The sequence below is a fragment of the Rhizobium sp. L43 genome (assembly GCF_002531725.1).
In the GTDB taxonomy this organism is placed as follows: Bacteria; Pseudomonadota; Alphaproteobacteria; order Rhizobiales; family Rhizobiaceae; genus Rhizobium.
In genome coordinates, this window is record NZ_NWSQ01000001.1 from 122,361 (window position 1) to 143,778 (window position 21,418).

19 protein-coding genes and 2 pseudogenes are annotated in these 21,418 nt (G+C 60.3%); 17 read left to right on the plus strand and 4 right to left on the minus strand.

The features are described 5' to 3' along the window. Nucleotides 1–57: 57 nt before the first annotated feature. From CO667_RS00600 to CO667_RS00660, 14 genes and pseudogenes are all read left to right on the plus strand, one after another. Nucleotides 58–1,011 (plus strand): sulfonate ABC transporter substrate-binding protein, encoded by a 954-nt coding sequence (locus CO667_RS00600; RefSeq protein ID WP_097616435.1) that lies wholly within the window; start codon nt 58–60, stop codon nt 1,009–1,011. 363 nt (nt 1,012–1,374) lie between these two features. Next, nucleotides 1,375–1,572, plus strand: a complete 198-nt coding sequence (locus CO667_RS00605; RefSeq protein ID WP_097616436.1) for a hypothetical protein — start codon at nt 1,375–1,377, stop codon at nt 1,570–1,572. 13 nt (nt 1,573–1,585) lie between these two features. After that, nucleotides 1,586–1,777 (plus strand): hypothetical protein, encoded by a 192-nt coding sequence (locus CO667_RS35230; RefSeq protein WP_179874029.1) that lies wholly within the window; start codon nt 1,586–1,588, stop codon nt 1,775–1,777. A gap of 330 nt (nt 1,778–2,107) precedes the next feature. Further along, nucleotides 2,108–2,824 carry a hypothetical protein gene (locus CO667_RS00610; protein WP_097616879.1) on the plus strand — a complete coding sequence of 239 codons (717 nt, stop codon included), beginning with the start codon at nt 2,108–2,110 and terminating at the stop codon, nt 2,822–2,824. 170 nt (nt 2,825–2,994) lie between these two features. Continuing rightward, nucleotides 2,995–3,921, plus strand: a complete 927-nt coding sequence (locus CO667_RS00615; RefSeq protein WP_179874030.1) for an ArsR family transcriptional regulator — start codon at nt 2,995–2,997, stop codon at nt 3,919–3,921. 209 nt (nt 3,922–4,130) lie between these two features. Beyond that, entirely contained in the window at nt 4,131–5,639 is a 1,509-nt protein-coding gene (locus tag CO667_RS00620) for an alpha-N-arabinofuranosidase (protein WP_097616438.1), read from the plus strand. Between the two features lie 180 nt (nt 5,640–5,819). Next, nucleotides 5,820–7,724 carry an ABC transporter substrate-binding protein gene (locus tag CO667_RS00625; protein WP_097616439.1) on the plus strand — a complete coding sequence of 635 codons (1,905 nt, stop codon included), beginning with the start codon at nt 5,820–5,822 and terminating at the stop codon, nt 7,722–7,724. A 123-nt stretch (nt 7,725–7,847) separates the two neighbouring features. Beyond that, a complete protein-coding gene (locus CO667_RS00630; RefSeq protein WP_097616440.1) occupies nt 7,848–8,852 on the plus strand; it encodes an ABC transporter permease in 1,005 nt (334 codons plus the stop codon). A 3-nt stretch (nt 8,853–8,855) separates the two neighbouring features. Then, nucleotides 8,856–9,713, plus strand: coding sequence for an ABC transporter permease (locus tag CO667_RS00635; RefSeq protein WP_097616441.1), 858 nt, complete (start codon nt 8,856–8,858; stop codon nt 9,711–9,713). 1 nt (nt 9,714) lies between these two features. Next, a complete protein-coding gene (locus CO667_RS00640; RefSeq protein ID WP_097616442.1) occupies nt 9,715–10,704 on the plus strand; it encodes an ABC transporter ATP-binding protein in 990 nt (329 codons plus the stop codon). Continuing rightward, entirely contained in the window at nt 10,701–11,510 is an 810-nt protein-coding gene (locus tag CO667_RS00645) for an ABC transporter ATP-binding protein (protein WP_097616443.1), read from the plus strand. Before CO667_RS00640 ends, CO667_RS00645 begins: the two co-directional genes overlap by 4 nt. Nucleotides 11,511–11,623: 113 nt before the next feature. Further along, nucleotides 11,624–12,349 carry a DUF2726 domain-containing protein gene (locus CO667_RS00650; protein WP_097616444.1) on the plus strand — a complete coding sequence of 242 codons (726 nt, stop codon included), beginning with the start codon at nt 11,624–11,626 and terminating at the stop codon, nt 12,347–12,349. Nucleotides 12,350–12,439: 90 nt separating this feature from the next. Continuing rightward, nucleotides 12,440–13,311 (plus strand): annotated as a pseudogene (locus tag CO667_RS00655) (hypothetical protein). Nucleotide 13,312: 1 nt separating this feature from the next. After that, the gene (locus tag CO667_RS00660; RefSeq protein WP_097616445.1) at nt 13,313–13,810 is read left to right on the plus strand and encodes a hypothetical protein; all 498 of its coding nucleotides are present in this window, start codon (nt 13,313–13,315) and stop codon (nt 13,808–13,810) included. A 58-nt stretch (nt 13,811–13,868) separates the two neighbouring features. Here CO667_RS00660 and CO667_RS00665 read toward each other — a convergent pair whose 3' ends face one another. Continuing rightward, nucleotides 13,869–14,780: an HNH endonuclease gene (locus CO667_RS00665; protein ID WP_097616446.1), complete on the minus strand. Its 912-nt coding sequence runs from the start codon at nt 14,778–14,780 to the stop codon at nt 13,869–13,871. 220 nt (nt 14,781–15,000) lie between these two features. Here CO667_RS00665 and CO667_RS00670 point away from each other — a divergent pair, with 220 nt between their 5' ends. Further along, nucleotides 15,001–16,788, plus strand: a complete 1,788-nt coding sequence (locus CO667_RS00670; protein WP_097616447.1) for an adenylate/guanylate cyclase domain-containing protein — start codon at nt 15,001–15,003, stop codon at nt 16,786–16,788. A 53-nt stretch (nt 16,789–16,841) separates the two neighbouring features. Here the strand turns inward: CO667_RS00670 and CO667_RS00675 are convergent. Beyond that, nucleotides 16,842–16,975, minus strand: a pseudogene (locus CO667_RS00675) (diguanylate cyclase); the annotation flags it as partial. Between the two features lie 110 nt (nt 16,976–17,085). Here CO667_RS00675 and CO667_RS00680 point away from each other — a divergent pair. Both CO667_RS00680 and CO667_RS00685 read left to right on the plus strand, forming a co-directional pair. Beyond that, the gene (locus CO667_RS00680) at nt 17,086–17,385 is read left to right on the plus strand and encodes a hypothetical protein (RefSeq protein ID WP_097616448.1); all 300 of its coding nucleotides are present in this window, start codon (nt 17,086–17,088) and stop codon (nt 17,383–17,385) included. Nucleotides 17,386–17,446: 61 nt separating this feature from the next. Then, nucleotides 17,447–18,265 carry a DUF4274 domain-containing protein gene (locus CO667_RS00685; RefSeq protein ID WP_097616449.1) on the plus strand — a complete coding sequence of 273 codons (819 nt, stop codon included), beginning with the start codon at nt 17,447–17,449 and terminating at the stop codon, nt 18,263–18,265. Nucleotides 18,266–18,357: 92 nt separating this feature from the next. Here the strand turns inward: CO667_RS00685 and CO667_RS00690 are convergent, their stop codons facing one another. Together CO667_RS00690 and CO667_RS00695 are read right to left on the minus strand one after the other, a co-directional pair. Beyond that, the gene (locus CO667_RS00690) at nt 18,358–19,728 is read right to left on the minus strand and encodes an alpha-glucosidase/alpha-galactosidase (RefSeq protein WP_097616450.1); all 1,371 of its coding nucleotides are present in this window, start codon (nt 19,726–19,728) and stop codon (nt 18,358–18,360) included. A gap of 22 nt (nt 19,729–19,750) precedes the next feature. Beyond that, the gene (locus CO667_RS00695) at nt 19,751–21,418 is read right to left on the minus strand and encodes an ABC transporter ATP-binding protein (protein WP_097616451.1); all 1,668 of its coding nucleotides are present in this window, start codon (nt 21,416–21,418) and stop codon (nt 19,751–19,753) included.

Sequence of the window (21,418 nt, forward strand, 5' to 3'; positions counted from 1 at the left end):
TTCTATGAAAAATATAGAGACACTTTAATTTAGCCTCGTCTTATTCCGGAGGCTATGATGAAGATCACAAGACGCGCTTTCACGGCGGTGGTGGCAGGCGCCATCGCGACACCTTTGACGCATATTCGACTGGCCAGCGCGGCCGATAAGGTCGTGCGTATCGGCTACCAGAAATATGGAACGCTGGTGCTTCTCAAAGGCAAGGGGACGCTGGAGAAGAAACTGGAATCCATCGGCTATACGGTTGAATGGACCGAATTTCCGGGCGGTCCCCAGTTGCTCGAGGCCCTGAACGCCGGCGCCGTCGATTTCGGATCGACCGGCGAAACGCCGCCGATCTTCGCCCAGGCCGCAAACGCGCCGCTCGTCTATATCGCACACGAGCCGCCCGCCCCGCGCGGCGAAGCCATACTTGTTCCGAAGGACAGCCCCATCAAATCAGTCGCGGAGCTGAAGGGCAAAAAGGTCGCCTTCAACAAGGGCTCGAACGTGCATTACCTGCTCGTCAAGGCGCTGGAAGAAGCCGGCTTGACCTATGAGGATGTGGAGCCATCCTTCCTCGCCCCGGCCGACGGCCGCGCAGCCTTCGAAAAGGGCGCGGTCGATGCGTGGGTCATCTGGGATCCCTTCCAGGCAGCGGCGGAAGTGGCGATCGAAGCGCGCGAGCTCAGAAACGGCGAGGGCATCGTTCCCAATCACCAGTTCTATCTCGGCACCAAGACGTTGGTCGACGGCCACGCCGAGGCGATCGATGTCTTGATCGAGGCTATTTCCGAGATCGACGAATGGACCAAGTCCGACACCGCGGCTGCGGCGGCGGAGCTATCGCCATCGGTCGGCATCCCCAAACCTGTGCTCGTCAAGGCGCTCGAGCGCCAGTCCTACGGGGTCAAAAGCCTGGATGACACCGTCGTCGCGCAACAGCAGAGCATCGCCGACACCTTTTTCAAACTCAAGCTCATTCCCAAGCAGGTGACGATTGCGGACGTTGTCCGCAAGGGCAAGGCATGATGCTCATCGTCAAGATCTGAGTTGCCGGCTCCGGCGAGAAGGCGGCGAGGCCTTTCATGAGGTTCGGCCAGGGTGCCGAATCTCATGCGAAGCTCAGACGCTGCATTGGGAGGGAGCCGCTCTGCATGCATTCTCTTCGTCGAGCGAGGCAATTGAAATGGGTGGGGCGGCAGCGGCTAATCACTTCTCGAAAGCCGCCCTGCGTGCATATTAGAATTATTTTCTCCGATTGCGGGATTCATTTGGTATCGATCGGAATGGTCATCCCGATCACCTGCAGATATAGTCTACAAAATTAATAGATTACACCTGCGCCCCTGCCCGAGTGCGCTCGCAAAAGGGCCGATTTATCGGATGGTTGCAATGGTCAAACAGGTGATCGAATACGCCGGCGTTCCCGTCGGCATCGTCGTTCCGGACAAGGACTCGCTGAAGTTCATCGCCGTGAAGTTTCATGTGCATGATCTCGACGGCCAGCACTTTGCCTCGCCGTCGGACGTGCTCAGGGCAATCCACAAACTGATGTCGGCGCCACAGGCCGGCGTTCGCCGCGCGGCCTGATCGGAGAGGCACCATGGGCAGACTACGCCAATTCTTCCGGCTCTCCGCGCTGCGCGACGATCTTGAAACGCGGTTGCTTGCCCGAGAGTATCGCGCCCTGCTCCTGGACGACCATTTCGAGGACGGCACGGATCGGGAACTCCAATCGCGATGCGCCGAGCTCTGCAGCGAAATTTCCTCGCGCCACTACCGGCATCGCTATTGAAGGACAGGCCGAGGCCGCCGCCCCTCAATCCCTCCGCACGCTGATGCCGCAAGCGGCAACCCGATCAGCCATGCGCGCCCACAGGCAGATAGCCGCGACCCCATCTCACAGCCGTCAGGTCGACGGGATCGACAACAAAGACGCCGTCACGTTCAACCAGGACCATATTGCATGCAAAACAGATTTTTCGCTCAGGCAACCCCCGCATTGCGAACCACGGTGAGGGCAGCCGTTCTGGCGGCCATCATTCCATTTGCATTCCTGAATACGGCGCTGGCAGACCAAAAGGTGCTGCTGTCCTACGAGGCAACTCCTTCAGCAGGCTTCCATCTGCCGCGGCTTGCTGAGGCCAGCTATGACGATCGAGCGACATTTTCCGCCGAAGTGCTCAAAGAGATCGTGCCGAAGATCATCACAGCCAATGGCCTCGACCCCGAGGCCTTGGAGACAGAGGTAACACCCGGCGGGTATCTGCTCAAAACCAATGCGTCGCTTCAGACCGAGGGAGATCTCGATGACGCGACGGCTGATCGGCTTGCCGGTTCGCTCGGCTACGTCTTCCGTCAATATAGCGTCCTTGCCTCCCGCCTTGACGACACCACAGGCAAGACCGGCTTTGTCGTCGTCCGCTTTCCCCAAGACAGCCTCAACGCCACCGTCGCGCAGAAATTCTTCGAGGCGGCGGACGCAACGAAAAAAGGCCTGGGCGGCGGTTACACCGCATTCGGAGACGAGCAGATCTTCCTCAATGTCACGAATTCCGACGGAAAGCCGTACAGCGGCCTTGATGACGCGGCCTTCCAGGACGGCCTGAAACGCACCGCCGCATCGTTTGCCGATCCGAAACCGGAAGTGTCTTCCTCCGGCAAGGCAACCGCACGCTTCATCAGCAATGATTGGGAGAAGTCGAAACAAGGCGAGGACTATCAAAGCCTGCTCGGCGGAGCGGACGGCGAATTGGTGAAAAAGCTCGACGAGATCGGCCGGGATTATGCATCCCTCGTCGCCAAGACCGCTGAAAACAAAGGCTGGAACCGCGACCAATGAGACCGTGCGGGCGGCACGGCACGCAAGCCGCTGACCGTCTCTAGGCCTTCTCCACTCTCGCAAGCGCCCTGATCGCGGTCAATTCGACGGCAATCATCAAACGGCAAGCGCTCCTCCCTTGATGTATCATTATTTCCGATATACATCATTCCATCGGGTCATATGGGGGAATGATGGAACGTTCGTTTTTGACGATCGCCGCCGGCGAGAATAGTGAGGCGATACGGGCGCTTTCGGCACCGGCGCGGATCGAGATTCTCAAGCTGCTCTGCGCCAAGGGGCCGATGAATATCAACGATATCGCGCGGGCCCTTTCCCTTCCCCAATCCACCGTCGCCACCGGCATCCAGATCCTGGAAGACGCCCGGCTTGTCGACTCGCAGTTGGCCAAGGCGCGCAAGGGGAACCAGAAGATCTGCTCGGCGATCTACAGCGAAATCCTGATCAGCTTCGAGGAAAGTGCGGCCCAGAGGGCGAACAATATCATCGAAGTCGAGATGCCTGTGGGGCTTTACACCAGTTGCGACGTGCATGCGCCCTGCGGCCTCTGCTCCACCGAAAGCGTCATCGGGCCGCTCGATGTGCCCGACTATTTCCTGGATCCGCAGCGCATGCAGGCCGGGCTGGTGTGGTTCGGCAGGGGCTATGTCGAATATAAATTCCCCAACAATGCCAAGGTGTTGAACAAGGATATTCGCGCCATCGAATTTTCGCTGGAGCTGTCGTCGGAGGTGCCCGGCACCAATCCGGACTGGCCCTCCGACATCACGCTCTGGGTCAACGGCATGGCGATCGGCACCTGGACGTCGCCGGGCGATTACGGCGACAAGCGCGGCGCCTTCACGCCGGCCTGGTGGAAGCTCGAAGGCTCGCAATACGGGACGATGAAGACCTGGCGGATCTCGACGCGCGGCACCTTCATCGACGGCATCGCCGCCTCGAATGTCACGCTCAGCGATCTCGCGCTTGCTCAGCATTCCTCCATCCGGCTCAGGGTCGGCATCGGCGAAAATGCCGGCCATACCGGCGGCGTCAATATTTTCGGCCGCGGCTTCGGAAATCACGGCCGCGATATCATCATGCGGCTGCACGTCTGAGCAAACGATATCGGAAATCTTGATTTTAATATCGCACTTCTTTTTCATATCAGCATCAGCTGAAACATATCAATGCACTGTAATAAAACGATTTTTCTGAAAATCATATTAGTATGATTAAAGATGCGACTTGGTTGACAGCACGACATTCCTGATATCAAGTGAAAGGCAAGAAAACAAAATTTCTGATACATAAACGGGAGGATCCGTTGAAGACGAATGTCGTTGCCCACCGCGATTTCCGCATCGCGACCATTGACGCCAGGCTCTACAGCTCATTTCTCGAGCATCTCGGCAGAGCGATCTACGGCGGCATCTACGAGCCCGGACATCCGACAGCCGACGAGGACGGCTTTCGCCGCGACGTGCTCGATCTGGTGCGTGAGCTCGATACGCCCTACTGCCGCTATCCCGGCGGCAATTTCGTCTCGGCCTATAATTGGGAAGACGGCGTCGGCCCGCGTTCGGAGCGCCCGGTCCGCCTCGACCTCGCCTGGCGCACCCGCGAGGCCAACCAGATCGGCGTCAACGAATTCGTCGACTGGTGCAAGAAGGCCAACACCAAGCCGATGCTCGCGGTCAATCTGGGATCGCGCGGCCTCGATGCCGCCCGCAATTTCCTCGAATATTGCAATCATCCCGGGGGCACCTACTGGTCGGATCTGCGTCGCAAACACGGCTGGTCCAATCCGCACGACGTCAAATTGTGGTGCCTCGGCAACGAGATGGACGGCCCCTGGCAGGTCGGCCACAAGTCGGCCTATGAATATGGCCGGCTGGCGGACGAGACGGCCAAAGCCATGCGCGGCTTCGACAAGTCGCTCGAACTCGTGGTCTGCGGCTCGTCCAATTCCGATATGAAGACCTATCCCGATTGGGAAGCCCAGGTGCTGGAGCAGTGCTATGACAGCGCCGACCATATCTCGCTGCATATGTATTTTGCCAACCGCGAGAAAAACACCCTCAACTATCTCGCCCGCGCCACCAAGCTCGACCGCTATATCACCACGATCGGCGGCGTGATCGACTATATCAAGGCGAAGAAGCGCTCGAAGAAGACGATCGGCATTTCCTTCGACGAATGGAATGTCTGGTATCATTCCAACCAGCAGGACAAGGAGATCCTGGCGCGCGACGAGTGGCCGGACGCGCCGCATCTCCTGGAAGATATCTATAATTTCGAGGACGTGCTGCAGGTCGGCGGCATCCTGAACACCTTTATCCGCCGCTCCGACCAGGTGCGCATCGCCTGCATCGCCCAACTCGTCAACGTCATCGCCCCGATTATGACCGAGGACGGCGGTGCTGCCTGGCGCCAGACGATCTATTATCCCTTCTACTACGCCTCCCGATATGGCCGCGGAACGGCGCTGCAGCTGGTTGTCGACGGCCCGACCTATGACAGCGACGAGGAGAACGACGTTCCCTATCTCGACGTCTCGGCAGTCCATTCCGAGGACGGCAGGACGCTGACCTTCTTTGCCGTCAACCGCCATCCCGATACAGCGCTCGATCTCGACGTGCGGCTGGAAGGTTTTGCCGGCGCCCGCCTGATCGAGCAGGTGGAGATGACCCATGGCGATCTCGAAGCCGTCAACACGGCTCGGCAGCCGCAAACGGTCGTTCCCGTCACTGTCGAGAGCGCCAAGATCGAAGACGGACGGGTGCGGGCGGCGCTGAAACCGCTGTCCTACAACGTCATCCGGCTGTCGGTGTGACAGCCGCCGCCGGATAGTCCGGCTCAAGCAATTCGGCTCGACTGCGAGGAGGCAGGCGAGCCGGAGGGATGGTTCACCGAGGCCCAAGCTGCCAAGCTCCGGCGTCCGCGAACCGACAACCGCGACATGCCCATGCGTGCCCCAGCGGCCGCCGTATCGTCGCTTTCTAGGGAGGAGTTCATGCAACAGTGGAAGAGGCTCGCATTTGGCGTCGCGCTGGCCGCACTCGGCCTGACGGCGGCGGCCAAAGCCGATGACTACACCTCCTTGCCGCGCAAGGAGACGCTCATCGTCGAAAATCCGGAAGGGACGATCAAGAATCCCGGCTGGTTCAACATCTGGGTCAATGGCGGCGGCGGTGTCTCCACCGGCCTGCAGCAGCTGACCATGGATACGCTCTGGTATATCGACCCCGAACAGGGGCTTGGCGGCGCCACCTGGGACAATTCGCTGGCCGCCGACAAGCCGCAATATAATGCCGACTTCACCGAGATGACCGTGAAACTGCGCAAGGGGCTCTTCTGGAGCGATGGCGTCGAATTCACGGCCGACGACGTGGTCTATACCGTCAAGACGCAGATGGATCACCCCGGGATGATCTGGAGTGCGGCCTTCTCGGTGCAGGTGGCAAGCGTCGAGGCGACCGATCCCCAGACCGTGGTGTTCAAGCTGAAGAAGCCGAATTCGCGCTTCCACGCCATCTTCACCGTGCGCTGGAATGGCGCCTGGATCATGCCCAAGCATGTGTTCGAGAAAGTCGAAGATCCGCTTCGTTATGATTTCGCCAATCCCGTTTCGCTCGGCGCCTATAAGCTCAAGTCCTACGATCCACAGGGCAAATGGTATACCTGGGAGAAGCGCGACGACTGGCAGCGGACCTCGCTTGCCCGCTTCGGCGAGCCGGCCCCGAAATATGTGACCTATACCGATCCCGGCCCGCCGGATAAACGCACCATCGCCCAGCTCGAGCACAATCTCGATATCATTCACGACAATACGCCGGAGGGCATGTTCACCCTCAAGGAGAAATCCAAGACCATCGAGACCTGGTTCCCGGGCTTCCCCTTCGCCCATCCGGATCCGACGCTGCCGGCGGTCATTTTCAACAATCAGAATCCGCCCTTCGACAATGCCGATGTGCGCTGGGCGCTGGCCCTGTTGATCGACATCAAGGCGGTCGACATGGCGAGCTACCGCGGGGCGGCGACGCTTTCGGCGCTCGGCGTGCCGCCGACGGCAGCCACGATGAAAGACTATCAGGCGCCGATGCAGGACTGGCTGAAGGATTTCGAGATCGATACCGGCAAGAGCAAGATCAAGCCCTACGATCCGACAATCGGCCAGCAGATCGCCGATATCCTGCGCAAGCAGCCGAAGTTCAAGGACCAGATCCCGACCGATCCGGCGGCGATCAGCGGTGCCTTCGGCTACGGCTGGTGGAAACCGGATCCGAAAGCGGCCGGCGAGCTGCTTGAGAAGGCAGGCTTCAAGAAATCCGGCGGCAAATGGCTGACCCCGGATGGACAGCCCTTCAAGATCCGGATGACGGTGGAAGGCGATACGCGCTCGGTCTTCACCCGCGCCGGCACGCTGATTGCGCAGCAATGGGCGGCCTTCGGCATCGACGCCAAAGCCGTCCCCGCCGCGAAACTGTGGCAGACGGCGCTGCAGCCCGGCGATTTCCAGGTGGCGATCGCCTGGAGCGTCGAGACCTGGGGCGGCGATCCCGACCTGTCGTTCTTCCTCGACAGCTGGCACTCGCAGTTCGTGGCCAAGAAGGGTGACAACCAGCCGCCGCGCAACTGGCAGCGCTGGAGCAATCCGGAGCTCGACAAGATCATCGAAAGCATTCGCGGCATCAGCGCCGACGATCCGAAGGGCGTCGAGCTCGGCAAGGATTATCTGAAGCTGGTGGCCAAGGAAATGCCGACGATCCCGCTGATGTCCTATAACGTCTTCACCTCGATGGATACGACCTATTGGACCGGCTATCCGACGATCGCAGACCCCTATACCGATCCGGTGCCGAACTGGGCGAATTCGAGGCTGATGATGGTCAAGCTGAAGCCGGCTCAACCGAAATAATCCTCCCAACGCCGGCGCGAGTGTTGCGCGCCGGCCCCCTAATCGACGGGCATGTGGCCCAACCGCCCATGTCCGTCGATCCTTTCCACTTGATGAAGGGAACCAGAGAGGAACCACTGCCCTATGACGTCCTATCTGATCTTTGTGCTGAAGCGGTTCGGTCAGTTTCTGCTTGTCGTCTTTCTCGGTGTGACGATCACCTTCTTCGTCACCCATCTGACCCCGATCGACCCGGTCGAAGAAAGCATAGGCGCCATCACCCAGATGGGGCAGTCCGATCCGAACGCGATCGAGCTGATGCGTCAGTCGCTGCGCGAACTCTACGGAATGGAAGGCTCGATCTGGCAGCAGTACCTGCATTTCTGGCTGCGGCTGGCGACCGGCGATCTCGGCCCCTCGCTCTCGGCTTTTCCCACACCCGTCTCCACCATCATCCTGCGGTCGCTACCCTGGACGATCGGGCTGATGACGGTGTCGACGCTGATTACCTTCGTGCTCGGCAACGCGATCGGCGCGCTCGCCGGCTATTACCGGAAGGACATGGTGCTGAAGGCCGTCAGCCTCGTCTTCATCGCCCTGCTGCCCATTCCCTATTATATCCTCGCCTTCGTGCTTCTGATCGTCTTCGGCTATCTCTGGCCGGTGCTGCCGATCAATGGCGGCTACGAGATGAACGCCAATCTGGACCTCTCCTTTGCCCTGGTCTTCGATATCCTCAAACACTCGATCCTGCCGGCCCTGTCGCTGATCCTGGTCGGCGCCGGCAGCTGGCTGATCGGCATGCGGGCGCTGGTGTCCAACATCATCACCGATGATTACGTCGTCTTCGCCGAGCTTGGCGGCGTGCCGAAGCGGAAGATCCTGCGCTCCTACATCGCCCGCAACGCCATGGTGCCGCAATTCACCGGGCTCGCCATGTCGCTCGGCGCGATCTTCAACGGCACCGTCATCACCGAAATCGTCTTCGGCTATCCCGGCATCGGCAATCTGCTGATCGAAGCGGTGCATGCCGGCGACTACAGCCTGGTGCTCGGGCTCAGCGCCTTGTCGATCGTCGGCGTTGCCGCCGCCGTCTTCATCATCGACATTCTGAGCCCGCTGATCGATCCGCGCATCAAGGTGGAATAGGCCATGTTTACCATCATCCGCGACCTCGCCCGCCAGAATATGGAATTCCTCTGCGGCCTGCTGCTCTTTGCCGTCATCGTCGGCTTCGTCATCTTGTCGTATTTCTCGCCCTATGGCGCGACCGACATCTATCTTCTGCCGCCCGACATGCCGCCGGACGGCGATTATTGGCTGGGCACCACTTCGCGCGGCCAGGACGTTTTCTGGCAGCTGACGACGGCGCTGCGCAACACCCTGTTCTTCGGCATCGGCGTCGCCTTTCTCTCGCGCATCATCTCGTTGGTCGTCGGCCTCGTCGCCGGTTATGCCGGCGGCGCGGTCGACCGGGTGCTGATGGCGATCAACGACAGCGTCATGGTCATCCCGCAATTTCCGCTGCTGATCCTGTTTTACTTTGTGCTGAAGGACAGCATGACCTGGACGGCGCTGATCGTCATCATGGCCTCGCTCGGCTGGTCCTATGACGCCCGCCTGATCCGCTCGGTGGCGATCGGCCTGAAGACCAGGCCGTTTACCACCCAGAGCGTCTATTCCGGCATGACGATGCGCAAGATCCTCGTCGAGGAGCACCTGCCCTATGTGCTGCCGATCGTCTTTGCCACGACGATGAACAACATGATCTGGTCGATCGGCATGGAGATCACGCTTTCGGTGCTGGGGTTCACCGATATCGAGACGCCGACCATGGGCATGATGATCTACTGGGCCAATGCGCATTCGGCGATGATCTCTGGCATATGGTGGTGGGTGGCCGCCCCCGTCGCCGTGATCGTCATTCTCTTCCTGGCCCTCTTCCTGCTGTCGATGTCGATGAACGAATACAATGATCCGCGCAGCCGGCTCAACCGGATGGGAAGTTAGTATGGAGAATTTGGTCGAAATCCAGAATCTGAAAGCCTATTACCGCGCCTTCCTCTACGGCGTCGATCGCGAGGTGCGGGCCGTCGACGATATCAGCCTGACCATCGCACGCGGCGAGGTCTATGGCGTTGCCGGTGAATCGAGCAGCGGCAAGACGACGCTGATCAAGACCATCGCCGGCGCCATCCGGCCGCCGCTCCGGGTCGTGTCGGGCACCGTCAAATTCCATTTCGGCGGCGGCACCCAGGATATCTACGCGATGAAGCCGGATGAGCGCATGGCGCTGCGCTGGAAGCATCTCTCCTATATCATGCAGGGCTCGATGAATGTGCTCAATCCGGTGCGCCGGATCCGCCATTCCTTCACCGATTTCGCCTTTCGCCACATGACGGTGAGCAAACAGGTCTTTTTCGAAAAGGTCGCCGCTCACCTGCAAAGGCTGAAGCTCGACCCGCATCTGCTCGACGCCTATCCGCACGAACTGTCAGGCGGCATGCGCCAGCGCATGACCATTGCGCTTGCCACTATCCTGACGCCGGAGTTCATCATCGCCGACGAACCGACGACCGCGCTCGACGTGATCGTGCAGCGCGACGTGCTGTCGATGATCCGCGACATCCAGCGCGAGATGGGCTCGTCCTTCCTGTTCGTCACCCATGATATGGGGGTGCACGCGACGGTCTCCGACCGCATCGGCATCGTCTATGCCGGGCGTCTCGTCGAGGAAGCGCCGACCGCCAAGCTCTTCAGCCTGCCGCTCCACCCCTATACCCAGCACCTCGTCGGCAGCCTGCCGAAGATCGGCGATGCGACGACCCGACCCTCGCTGGAGGGCCGCCCGCCGAACCTTGCCATGCCGCCGGAAGGCTGCCGCTTTCACCCGCGCTGTCCGAAGCGCATGGAGATTTGCTCACAAAAGGTTCCGCCGCTCGTCACCGTCGCGCCCGAGCGGCGCGTGGCCTGTTTTGCGGTTACGGGAGATCCGGTTTGAGTGCTCTGCTTCGCCTCTCGCATGTCACCAAAGTCTACCGCCAGGGCGGCATGCTCGGTCGGCGCCTGATCACCGCGGTCAGGGATGTCAGCTTCGAACTCGGCGAGGAGCCGGAAATCCTCTCGATCGTCGGCGAATCCGGCTCGGGCAAATCGACCGTGGCGGCGATGATCCTCGGCCAGACCGAACCGACGGAAGGCGAGCTGCAATTTGCCGGCAAAACCGTCGCCATCCACAGCAGAGCCGAACGCAAGGCCTTCATGAAGGAGGTCCAGCCGGTGCTGCAAAACCCCTTCGAAGCCTTCAACCCGCTGAAGCGGGTGGATCGCTATCTCTTCGAGACCGCCCGCAATTTTTCGGCGGGAAAACGGCCGGACCGGCAGCAGGCGGAGAAGATGGCCGATGTCGCCCTTCATCATGTCGGCCTCACCCTTGAAGAGGTGAAGGGCCGCTTTCCCCACGAACTCTCCGGCGGCCAGCTGCAGCGCGTCGCCATCGCCCGGGCCCTGATCCCGCAACCGCGGCTGCTGGTCGCCGACGAACCCGTCTCCATGGTCGACGCATCGCTGCGCATGGCAATCGTCAACCTCTTCGGCCGGCTGAAAAACGAGCTCGGGCTCTCGATCATCTACATCACCCATGATCTCGCGACCGCTTATTACGTCAGCGACAATATCATCATCATGCGCAAAGGTGAGATTGTTGAGCGCGGGCGGGCGCGGGCGGTGTTGGATGATCCGCAGCATGAGTATTCGCGGGCGCTGAAGGATGCGGTGCTGGCGGCGGATTTTGATGCGGTGGCGTGAGTGGGGAGGATAGAGCGAATGCTGCCTCTGTCCTGAGGGGCCTACTTCTTTTGAATGACTTTCGCACCTGCTCCACGCGTTCTACTATCTTAGCGGGAAATCTGGAGAGGGGCATGCACTATCGCCAAAGGTCGGTGCTGTTTGCAGCACCTGGACTGATTATCGGGGCTGCCGCACTAGGCGCGTCGGGCGGTATAACGATTGCAGATTTCGATAAGCCAGAACTGCTGATTGCAGCTCTGTTTGTCGGTCTCATCATCGGCATGGCCGTCGAGCAGCTCCTGGCCACGACGAGAAAGCAGGCGTGGCGGGAGAGAAACAGGTCGCGCCGGGAGGAAAAGCGCCGCAACGAGCGCGTTAAACCGGGGCCTTGGCTTCCGATGCCAACGGCGGAGCCGATGAGACCAATGGATGCCGCAGATCAACTGCGTATCGTCATGAATTCGCAATTCACCATTCAGTCGTTGCTGAATAAGAGCGAAGCCCGAGTGTTTCGCGAACTCGACAGCATGGTGATCGGCTGCAATTCTTCTTGGCAGGTGATGGCGCAGGTCTCGTTGGGCGAAATCCTTCAAAGCACCGATGCGGCCGCCTACAGGTGCATCAACTCCAAGCGTGTCGACCTACTGCTCGTAGACAGCAATTGCCGACCGCGACACGTCATCGAATACCAGGGCGGAGCGCATCATCAAGGCGCCGCAGCCGCACGCGACGCGGTAAAGAAAGAGGCGCTGCGACGCGCCGGGATCGGCTACCACGAGGTAGTGGCTGGCGAAACGACTCCGTCAGAACTCAGGCGATTGGTCGAGAAATTAGTGGACAAGCCCAGTGCCATCTAACGTGCCCTCGTCACGAATGTCTGCACGGCCGAGCCGCTTTCAATTGAGGAAACGAATTCCTTGGCTTGATCGAATTGAGGTGGCCCCCAGATGATTGCCGATTTCGAGGCTGTTCGCGAAAATCTGTTTCCGGCGAGCCATGAAGCGATCGAGGACTGGGAGGTATTCCCATGGCATTGTGACCGGACCAACCGAATTCAGGCTCACAAGGCGCATTCGTCTCAAGCCATCGCAATCGACGTGTTCGGCACGCTCAAGATGAGCAGAGATCGCGACCGCGTCTTCGACGCCATTGCTGAGAGTGTGGGAGTGCGCCGGGCGGTCCATGGTCGATAGCACTCGAGTGGACGGATACCGATCGGCTTCTGAGGGAACCAAGGCCTACACAAGTTGATGTCCTTGCCGTTGGCTCAAAGGCAGCGTTCGTTATCGAGTGCAAGTTTACGGAACCGGGAGGGAAATGTAGCCAAACGGCTGTGTCTCGCTCGGGTAAGCGGCAATGCAACGGACACTACGCTGACCAAATCAACCCGCGTAACGGCGTGCGCTCGCGGTGCGCTCTTGCGGGCAAGGGCATTCGGTACTGGGAATACATCCCTCAGGTGTTCGCACTTAGCCCGGGAGACGACCACACGCCCTGCCCCTTTGCGGGAGACGCCTATCAGTGGATGCGCAACGCCGTGATGGCGGCAGCGATAGGCAAGCACCGCAACCTTCAAACGGCGGCCCTCATAGTCTTTGCCGATCATGCAAGTTTTCCGACGGCGCGGAAGGCGAAGCGAGGTCTGATGGCCCCCAGTCTTTGTGGTCAAGCGACGATCACGCCGATCTCCTATCAGCAGATCATGGCGATCGCTCGTCACGTTGGCCTGGACCAAGAACTCTGGAACGGTCTTTCTGCATGGGTCGACCATAAGATCGCAAGGGCCGCGTCGCGACGACCGGATTTCCAAGAGGTGTGAAATGGATGCTGATATTTTGAACCAAGCCTTCTACGACGATGGTGAGTGGGTTTCCTGGTCCGACGTGGAAGAACAACTCCAATACCAGGAGTGGCGAGCGAAATATCCCAATGCGATCAGATCTTTGATTCCGTATTTTGAGGAGCTCTTGTCACTGGCAGAAAGCTACCACCTTGAGACAGGTCGTCATCTCAGTGTGTACGGAGACATAGGAGAACTCTTCGGCGCCATCACCTACGGAATAAGGCTGAACAAGAATTACGCGCAAGGCGCCGATGGTCGGCTTGGCAACGATCATGTTGAGATCAAAACCATCACGCCGTTCAAATCCAAGGACGAGGTTTTCGTAAAGGTGTCAGGCAATTTCAGCAAGTTGCTCGTCGTGAAGATCAATGCGGACTTTGAAGTCTCATCCCGGATGATTGATCGCTCGAAGCTTCCTAAAACGGCTAAACCTCTCTTGAGGATAAGGTGGAGTGATCTGCCTCGCATCGAATGACGGCTTCGCCAGCAAACCCGATGCTCGCGCACAACGGTCTTGCCATCGGCAAGCACCGCTACTGCTTGAAACAATTTTGGCGATGCCACTGCAGAAAATGAGGATGGGGCCGCTCGAACGGCCGTGACGGCACGATCGCCCTTCCAGATTTGTTGATCAGTCCTCGGATGCTCTCCGGGTCATTTGCCTGCCGCGAGATTAGAATGTCGAGATCATCCGAGAGGCTTATCAGCCCGCGGTCGAACATCCAGTGTGCAGTGCCAGAGAGAGCAATGCCGTTGGTGAGAATGTCGGGCCCATTTGCCTCCACGGGGCGGATATGCGCAGCGTCAACTTCCGCGCGTCCGCCACCATTTATGAGCTTCAGACCAGTAATTGCGCACCGCTTGTCATAAGCGTGTAGAACGAGCCGGCGAAACAGCCGATCGCGAACGATCCGCGACGAGAGCAGTGTAACCCGGTCGCGCTCCTGCTCAAATATGAACGGCGCCTGTGGTCTGTCTTCAAAACCGTCGGCAGCGAGCGTCACTGCCGGCTCACCCAACCGAGGCAGTTCAGGCTCATGCTCGTCCAGGCCAAGCGACACGATGCGATTGAAATCCGCCGCAGATATTGGGCGCACTGCGGCCTGTGCCCTGCCGGAAATCCGCCCCTCCTCATTCAGCACGCCGCGCTCAATGACACCGTCTGGCCCGCTGAACGGAACGGCATTGATGAAATCAAGATAGCTGCCCGGCTCGATGAGTGCCAGATACATATTCGGCGCCTTCGGATCTTGAATGACTTGGGCTACTTTGGCGACGGAAAAATAGCCGCGCGTCGCCGCAACCTTGCGCGGCTCGTAGTAAATGATCCAGTCTCCGAGGCAGGCCTGCACGCGACCGAGATATTGGCTCGGGAACTGATATTGTTCTGCCGGGCTGTCGTCGTAAATCGAATCTGAGCGGTGAATGAAAACCCCGAATCCCATGTTCGATGCGTAACACGTCGAGGTCGGTTCAGATACGGCGTCTGCATTCTGTATTCGAAGAGAATTGATCAGCAACCATTGGTGAAGAACAGTCTCATGCGCTGCTGCCGCCACCAACTGCGTCCAACTCGATCGCAACCGAGATCGCTCTCACCAGCGGCTAAAAGTTTCTTCCTTGCCCTTTGTCTCCCTGCTATCGTGGAACTGAGGAGACGGCGCCATGAGCGAGATCCGAAAGCTGGCTGCAATCCTGGCCGCGGACGTGGTCGGGTACAGCCGCCTTGCCGGTGCCGACGAGGACCGTATCCTGGCGCGGTTGCGGGCACTGCGTAGCGATCTCATCGATCCGACAATTGCCGTGCACCATGGCCGGGTGGTGAAGCGAACCGGCGATGGTGCGCTGGTCGAGTTCCGCAGCGTGGTGGACGCCGTGCGCTGCGCTATCGAGGTGCAGAACGGTATGGTGGAGCGCAATGACGGCGTACCGCAGGACCGTCGCATCGAGTTCCGGATCGGCATCCATCTGGGCGATGTCGTCGAGGAAAGCGACGGCGATCTGATGGGCGACGGCGTCAACATCGCCTCGCGATTGGAAGGCGTCGCCGCGGCGGGCGCGATCTGCCTGTCCGAGGATGCCTATCGCCAAGTCAAGGCGCGGCTCGACCTCTCGGTCAGCGATCTCGGCAACACGCAGCTCAAGAACATCGCCGAGCCAATCCGGGTCTATTCACTGCAGGTCGGCAGCGCCGGGAGCAAGACAGCCGCGACCGCGCAAACGGCGAAGAACCAACTGGCGATGGGCCAACCGGCGACGGCAGTGTCGCCGAAGCTGTCGATCGCCGTCCTGCCCTTCGCCAACATGAGCGGTGACGCCGAACAGGACTACTTCGCCGACGGCATCTCGGAAGACATCATTACGGCGCTGTCGAAGCTCTCACAGCTCTTCGTCATCGCTCGCAATTCGTCGTTCACTTTCAAGGGCAAGAACGTCCAGGTGCAGGAGGTGGGCACCAAGCTCGGCGTGCGGCATGTACTTGAGGGCAGCGTACGCAAATCGGGCAACAGGGTACGCATCACCGCGCAGCTCATCGACGCGACCACCGGCGGGCATCTATGGGCGGAGCGGTTCGATCGCGAGCTCACCGACATATTCGCGGTTCAGGACGATGTCACGCAGCAGATCGTCGACGCGCTGGCGGTCAACCTGACCGAGGGCGATCGGAAAAGACTGGCGCCGGGGCAGACCCGGCACCCCGAGGCCTATGACTGCTTCTTGCGCGGCCGGGAGCTGTGGCACCGGCTGACGAAGCAAACGAACAGCGACGCCCGCGACCTTCTGCAACATGCCGTCGAGCTGGACCCGAACTTCGCCTCGGCGCACGCCTTCCTCGCCCTTACCCACGGGCTCGACTACCTGAACCGGTGGAGCGCCTCGCCACAGCGCTCTATCGAGCAAGCCGAAGAGGCTGCGACGCTGGCGGTAGCGCGGGATGAGAGCGATCCCGTTGCACATTGGGCACTGAGTGTGGTCAAGCTTTACGCGCGACAGCACGACAGAGCCATCAGCGAGGCCGAGCGTGCGATCGTCCTCAATCCGAACTTCGCCGAAGGGCAGGTCAGCCTCGGCGAGGCCCTGATCTATTCAGGCAGATCCGAGGAGGCACTCGCCTATTTCGATCGGGCGAGGGTCCTGAACCCGTATTTTCCGGATGTCGTTCTCCATTTTCAGGCCCTGGCCCTGTTTCAACTGCGAAGGTACGACGAGGCCGTCGAACTGTTGCTGCAGCGCGTGAGCCGCAATCCCGTCACCGATGTCTCGCGCGCGCTTCTGGCCGCCTGTTACGGACACCTCGGCCGTTTCGAAGAGGCTCGCGCGATGTGGCAAGAGGTGCTGCGCGTCAATCCCGGCTACTCATTGGAATACCGCCGCAAAGTCTTGCCCTTCAAGAACCCCGCCGATTTCGAGCTCGTCGTAGAGGGGCTACGCAAGGCCGATGTCGTAGAATGACGGGGGTTAGTGTCCGATCTTGAACTTGAAGACGTGCTTTAACGCCGCAAGCGGCCGACACGGCCGAAACAATCGTTGCGGCGGACATTCTGATGGATGCGATGGGCAAAGTCGCGCAGCACGAGATCGCCGGCGTGGTGGCCGAGGCGATCGTGATGTGCTTGAAATTGTCGATTTCGAAGACAGCTGTGGCTACCTTATGACTGCGTCAACCACCGGGTCGATCGTCAAAAGTTTCAATTGACCGCTTCCGATGGCGAGGCGACACTCGTCTGCAGTGAGGCAGGAGGAAAGACGATGGATGAGGCAGACAGCTGGCGCCACATGGCAAGCGCTCCGAAAGACGGCAGCCGGATCTTGGTCACGATCCGCGCGTCCGAACAGGGGCCGGCGGAAGTTGATCTCGCCTATTGGTCGCATGGCGATCAGTTCGGTGGCGAAGGCTGGCGCGCCTCTGATTCCTCGCCCGGGCACATCATCGAATATGCCGAGCCGGAGTTGAAGTGTTGGATGCCGATGCCCTCGGCCAATCGCACCTCGATGCCCTCCCCCTGGGAAGGCGACGACGCCCAGCAGCTGGACGGGTCCGGGATCTAGGGACTCGCGCCCAAACAATCGTCGAGGTAGTAGGCGATCGATCAATCCCACGGGCAGAGCGATGGCCGACACATTTGACAATTATGATGCCGAACAACGGGCCATGATCGATTGGTTGACCGGCCGGTCCCCGGATGCTCGCCATGCCATTGCAGAAGATCTGAACTTCGACTTCGCTGAAGATGTGTTCGAGTGGATCCTGACGCAGCCGGACTGCGATCTGGCAACCGCCGCAAGCTATTTCTGGCGAGCAGGCCCTTTGGAGCGTCTCGAACATCCTGACACCTTCGAAGAAGATAATTTGACGATCAAAAGGCTGGTAGACCGCGTCAACGCGGGTTTTTACAGCCGCTCAGAGATTTTCTATGGCGGGCAAGAGCTGCCAAAAGGCGAAGAGCTATGCAGCTGGACAGTTGAAGAAGCCGAAGAGCTGCGAGAGTTTGCGCGCGCCCATGAGGCTTCTGATCTTCCCTGGACTTTACCTGAGGCGCTGGTGCCGCCGTTCGGACATCGCGCAGTTCGCATCTCAGATGAAGAAGATCCCGACAAATCGGAAGAGCTCCGAATGCTCTTTGCCGGACTCGGGACAGGTTCCGGATTAATTGCAGCAAGCCTGATCGGGGCCGACCCGTCTCCAAGACGTATGCCGCAGCCGGCGCAACAACTCACCGGCGGAAAAAAAGCAGCAGCGCCGAGCGGTTCGGCTTTCACGCCGTTGTATCTATACATCGCATTCGTTGTGACGGGATGGGGGCTTATCTACGTCTTTGACCCTCCCAGACACGTATATACGGTGATGGTCATGTGCTGCGTGCAGTTCGGGCTCATGACGTGCGGGAAAGTGTGGTCTGGAATGAAGCGGAAGGCTACAAACGAGTAACCCCTTAATCGCAAAACGCCTCGTCTCCACGCAAAAGCCCCGCGGTGTGTTGCCACCGCGGGGTTCTTGGACGCCCGACCCGGGAGAGGGGGTCAGGCAGCCTGAACTTTCCTGGATGTGCGCGCCCATTCGGGCAGCCAGTCGCCGTGGGTGGCGAGCAGGTCGTCGACCAGCGACCAGATCTGGTCGAGGTCGAGTTCGGCTGCCGTGTGCGGGTCCATCATCGCGGCGTGGTAGATGTGCTCGCGATTTTCCGTCATCAGCGCCTGCACCGTCAGTTCCTGGACGTTGATATTGGTGCGCATCAGCGCGGTCAGCTGCGGCGGCAGATCGCCGATGAAGGTCGGCTGGATGCCGGAAGCATCGACGAGGCAGGGCACTTCGGCGGCGCAATTTTCCGGCAGCGAGGTGATGCAGCCATTGTTGCGGACATTGCCGTAGATCACCGAGGGTTCGCCGGTCCAGACCGAGTTGATGATCGAGGAGGCATATTCCTTCGACGGCGTGACCTCGATCTTGTCGGCGCTGCGATAGGCCTCGGCCTGGCCCTTCCAGCGCTCGATCTGCTCGATGCAACGCTTCGGATATTCGTCGAGCGGGATGCCGAATTTCTCGATCAGGTCGTCGCGGCCCTCCTTGATGAAATAGGGCGTGTATTCGGCGAAATGCTCCGAGCTTTCGGTGACGAAATAGCCGAGCCGGGTCAGCATCTCGTAACGCACCTTGTTCGGGCAGCGCGGGTTCCAGCCGGGCTTCGGCGCCCTGCCCTCGCGGTAGCCGCGCAGGAGATCGGGATAGAGGTTGCGGTAGGAGCCGTCGGCCTGGCGATGCTCGAATTTGAGATAGAAGGCCATGTGGTTGATGCCGGCGGCGCGGTAACGGATTTCCTCGTAGGGGATGTCGAGATCATGGGCCAGTTCCATCGCCGTGCCCTGCACCGAATGGCAGAGGCCGACCTGGCGAATCGCAGGGTATTTCTCCGATATCGCCCAGGTGTTGATCGCCATCGGGTTGACATATTGCAGCATGATCGCCTCGGGGCAGACGGCGAGCATGTCCTCGCAGACCTTCCAGAGATGCGGCACGGTACGAAGCCCGCGCATGATGCCGCCGACGCCGAGCGTATCGGCGATCGTCTGGCGCAGCCCGTATTTCTTCGGCACCTCGAAATCGGTGACGGTGCAGGGCTCGTAGCCGCCGATCTGGAAGGCGACGACGACGAAATCGGCGCCTGCCAGCGCCTTGCGCTGGTCGGAATAGGTCTCGGCCTTGGCCTTGACGCCGAGCGTCGAGATCAGCTTGTTGACGACGATGGCGCTTTCTTCCAGCCGCTGCGGATTGAGATCCATCAGGGCAATGGTCGCCCCCGACAGCGCCGGGCGCTGCAACACGTCGCCGACGATGTTCTTCATGAAGACGGTGGAGCCTGCTCCGATGAACGTGATTTTGGGATTTCCTGCCATTAGTGCCTCCGGCATTCGATAATCATGCTACCTCGAAAGCGGCCTTGACGAGCCGTTCGGTGTAGGCGGTCTTGGGATGGGTGAGAACTTCGTGGACGGGCCCCTCTTCGACGATCTTGCCATGCTGCATGACGATGACGCGATGGCAAAGCGCCCGCACCACCTTGAGATCGTGGGAGATGAAGAGGTAACTGAGGCCGCGCTCGTCCTGCAGCTTGCGCAAGAGTTCGATGATCTGCGCCTGGACGGAAAGGTCGAGTGCGGATGTCGGCTCGTCGAGCAGGATGAATTCCGGCTCCAGCGCGATGGCGCGGGCAATGGCGATGCGCTGGCGCTGGCCGCCGGAAAATTCATGCGGGAAGCGCGACAGGATATTGCCGGGCATGCCGGCAGCGATGAGCGCTTCGCTCACCCGGTCCTGCCGTTCGCCGCGGGTGGCGCCAAGCCGGTTGACGACCAGCCCCTCCTCGATGATCTGGCCGATCGTCATGCGCGGGTTGAGCGAGGAGAACGGATCCTGGAACACCACCTGCATGCGGGCGCGCAGGGGCCGCATCTCGGCCCTGGAAAGATTGTGGATCGGCTGACGGTCGAAATGGATCTCGCCGGCCTGCGGCGTGTTCAGCCGCAGGATCGCCTGGCCGAAGGTGGTCTTGCCGGAGCCGGATTCGCCGACGAGCCCAAGCGTCTCGTGACGGCGCAGCGTCAGGTCGAGGCTGTCGACGGCGACAAGCTCGCGCATCGCCGGCTTCAGAAAGGTGCCGTGGCGCATCATGAAGGCGACGCGCACGCCCCTGGCGTCGAGGATGACATCCGATCCCTCCGGCAGCGGATTGGCCTCGCCGCGCGGCTCGGAGCCGAGCAGATGCCTGGTATAGGCATGCTGCGGATTGGCAAACAGCGCCTCGGTGACGTTGTGCTCGCGCACTTCGCCGTGCTGCATCACATAGACGTAATCGGAGAACTGCCGCACCACCGTCAGATCGTGGGTGATGAGGATGACGGCCATCCCCAGCTCTTTCTGCAGGTTGCGGATCAGGTTGAGGATCTGCGCCTGCACGGTGACATCAAGCGCCGTCGTCGGCTCGTCGGCGATCAAGACGTCGGGATCGTTGGCGAGCGCCATGGCGATCATCACCCGCTGGCGCTGGCCGCCGGAAAGCTGATGCGGATATTGCATGAGCCGCGCGGCGGGATCGGGGATCTGCACATGTTCGAGCAGTTCGAGCGCCCGCTTTTGCGCATCCCGCTTGCTGATCCGGCGATGCACGCGGATCGCCTCGACGATCTGGCTGCCGATCGTATAGATCGGGTTCAGCGAGCTCATCGGCTCCTGGAAGATCATCGAGATGCGGTCGCCGCGCAGCTTGCGTCGCGCCCGCTCGGAGAATTTCAGGATATTGCTACCGTCATAGGAAACGGTCGATTTGTCGGAGACGACGGCGCGCTTCGACAGGAGCCCCATCACCGTGCGCGCCGTCACCGATTTGCCGGAGCCGGATTCGCCGACGATGGCGATGGTCTCGCCGCGATAGAGCTGGAAGGAGACGTCCTTGACGGCTTCGACCATGCCGTTCTCGACCTTGAAATTCACCGCGACATTGCGGGCGTCGATGACAGGCGTGTCCGAGCGGCCGTCATGATCGTGGCGGACGGGCGGGGCGAAGGAATTGACCAGTGCAAGAGCCAT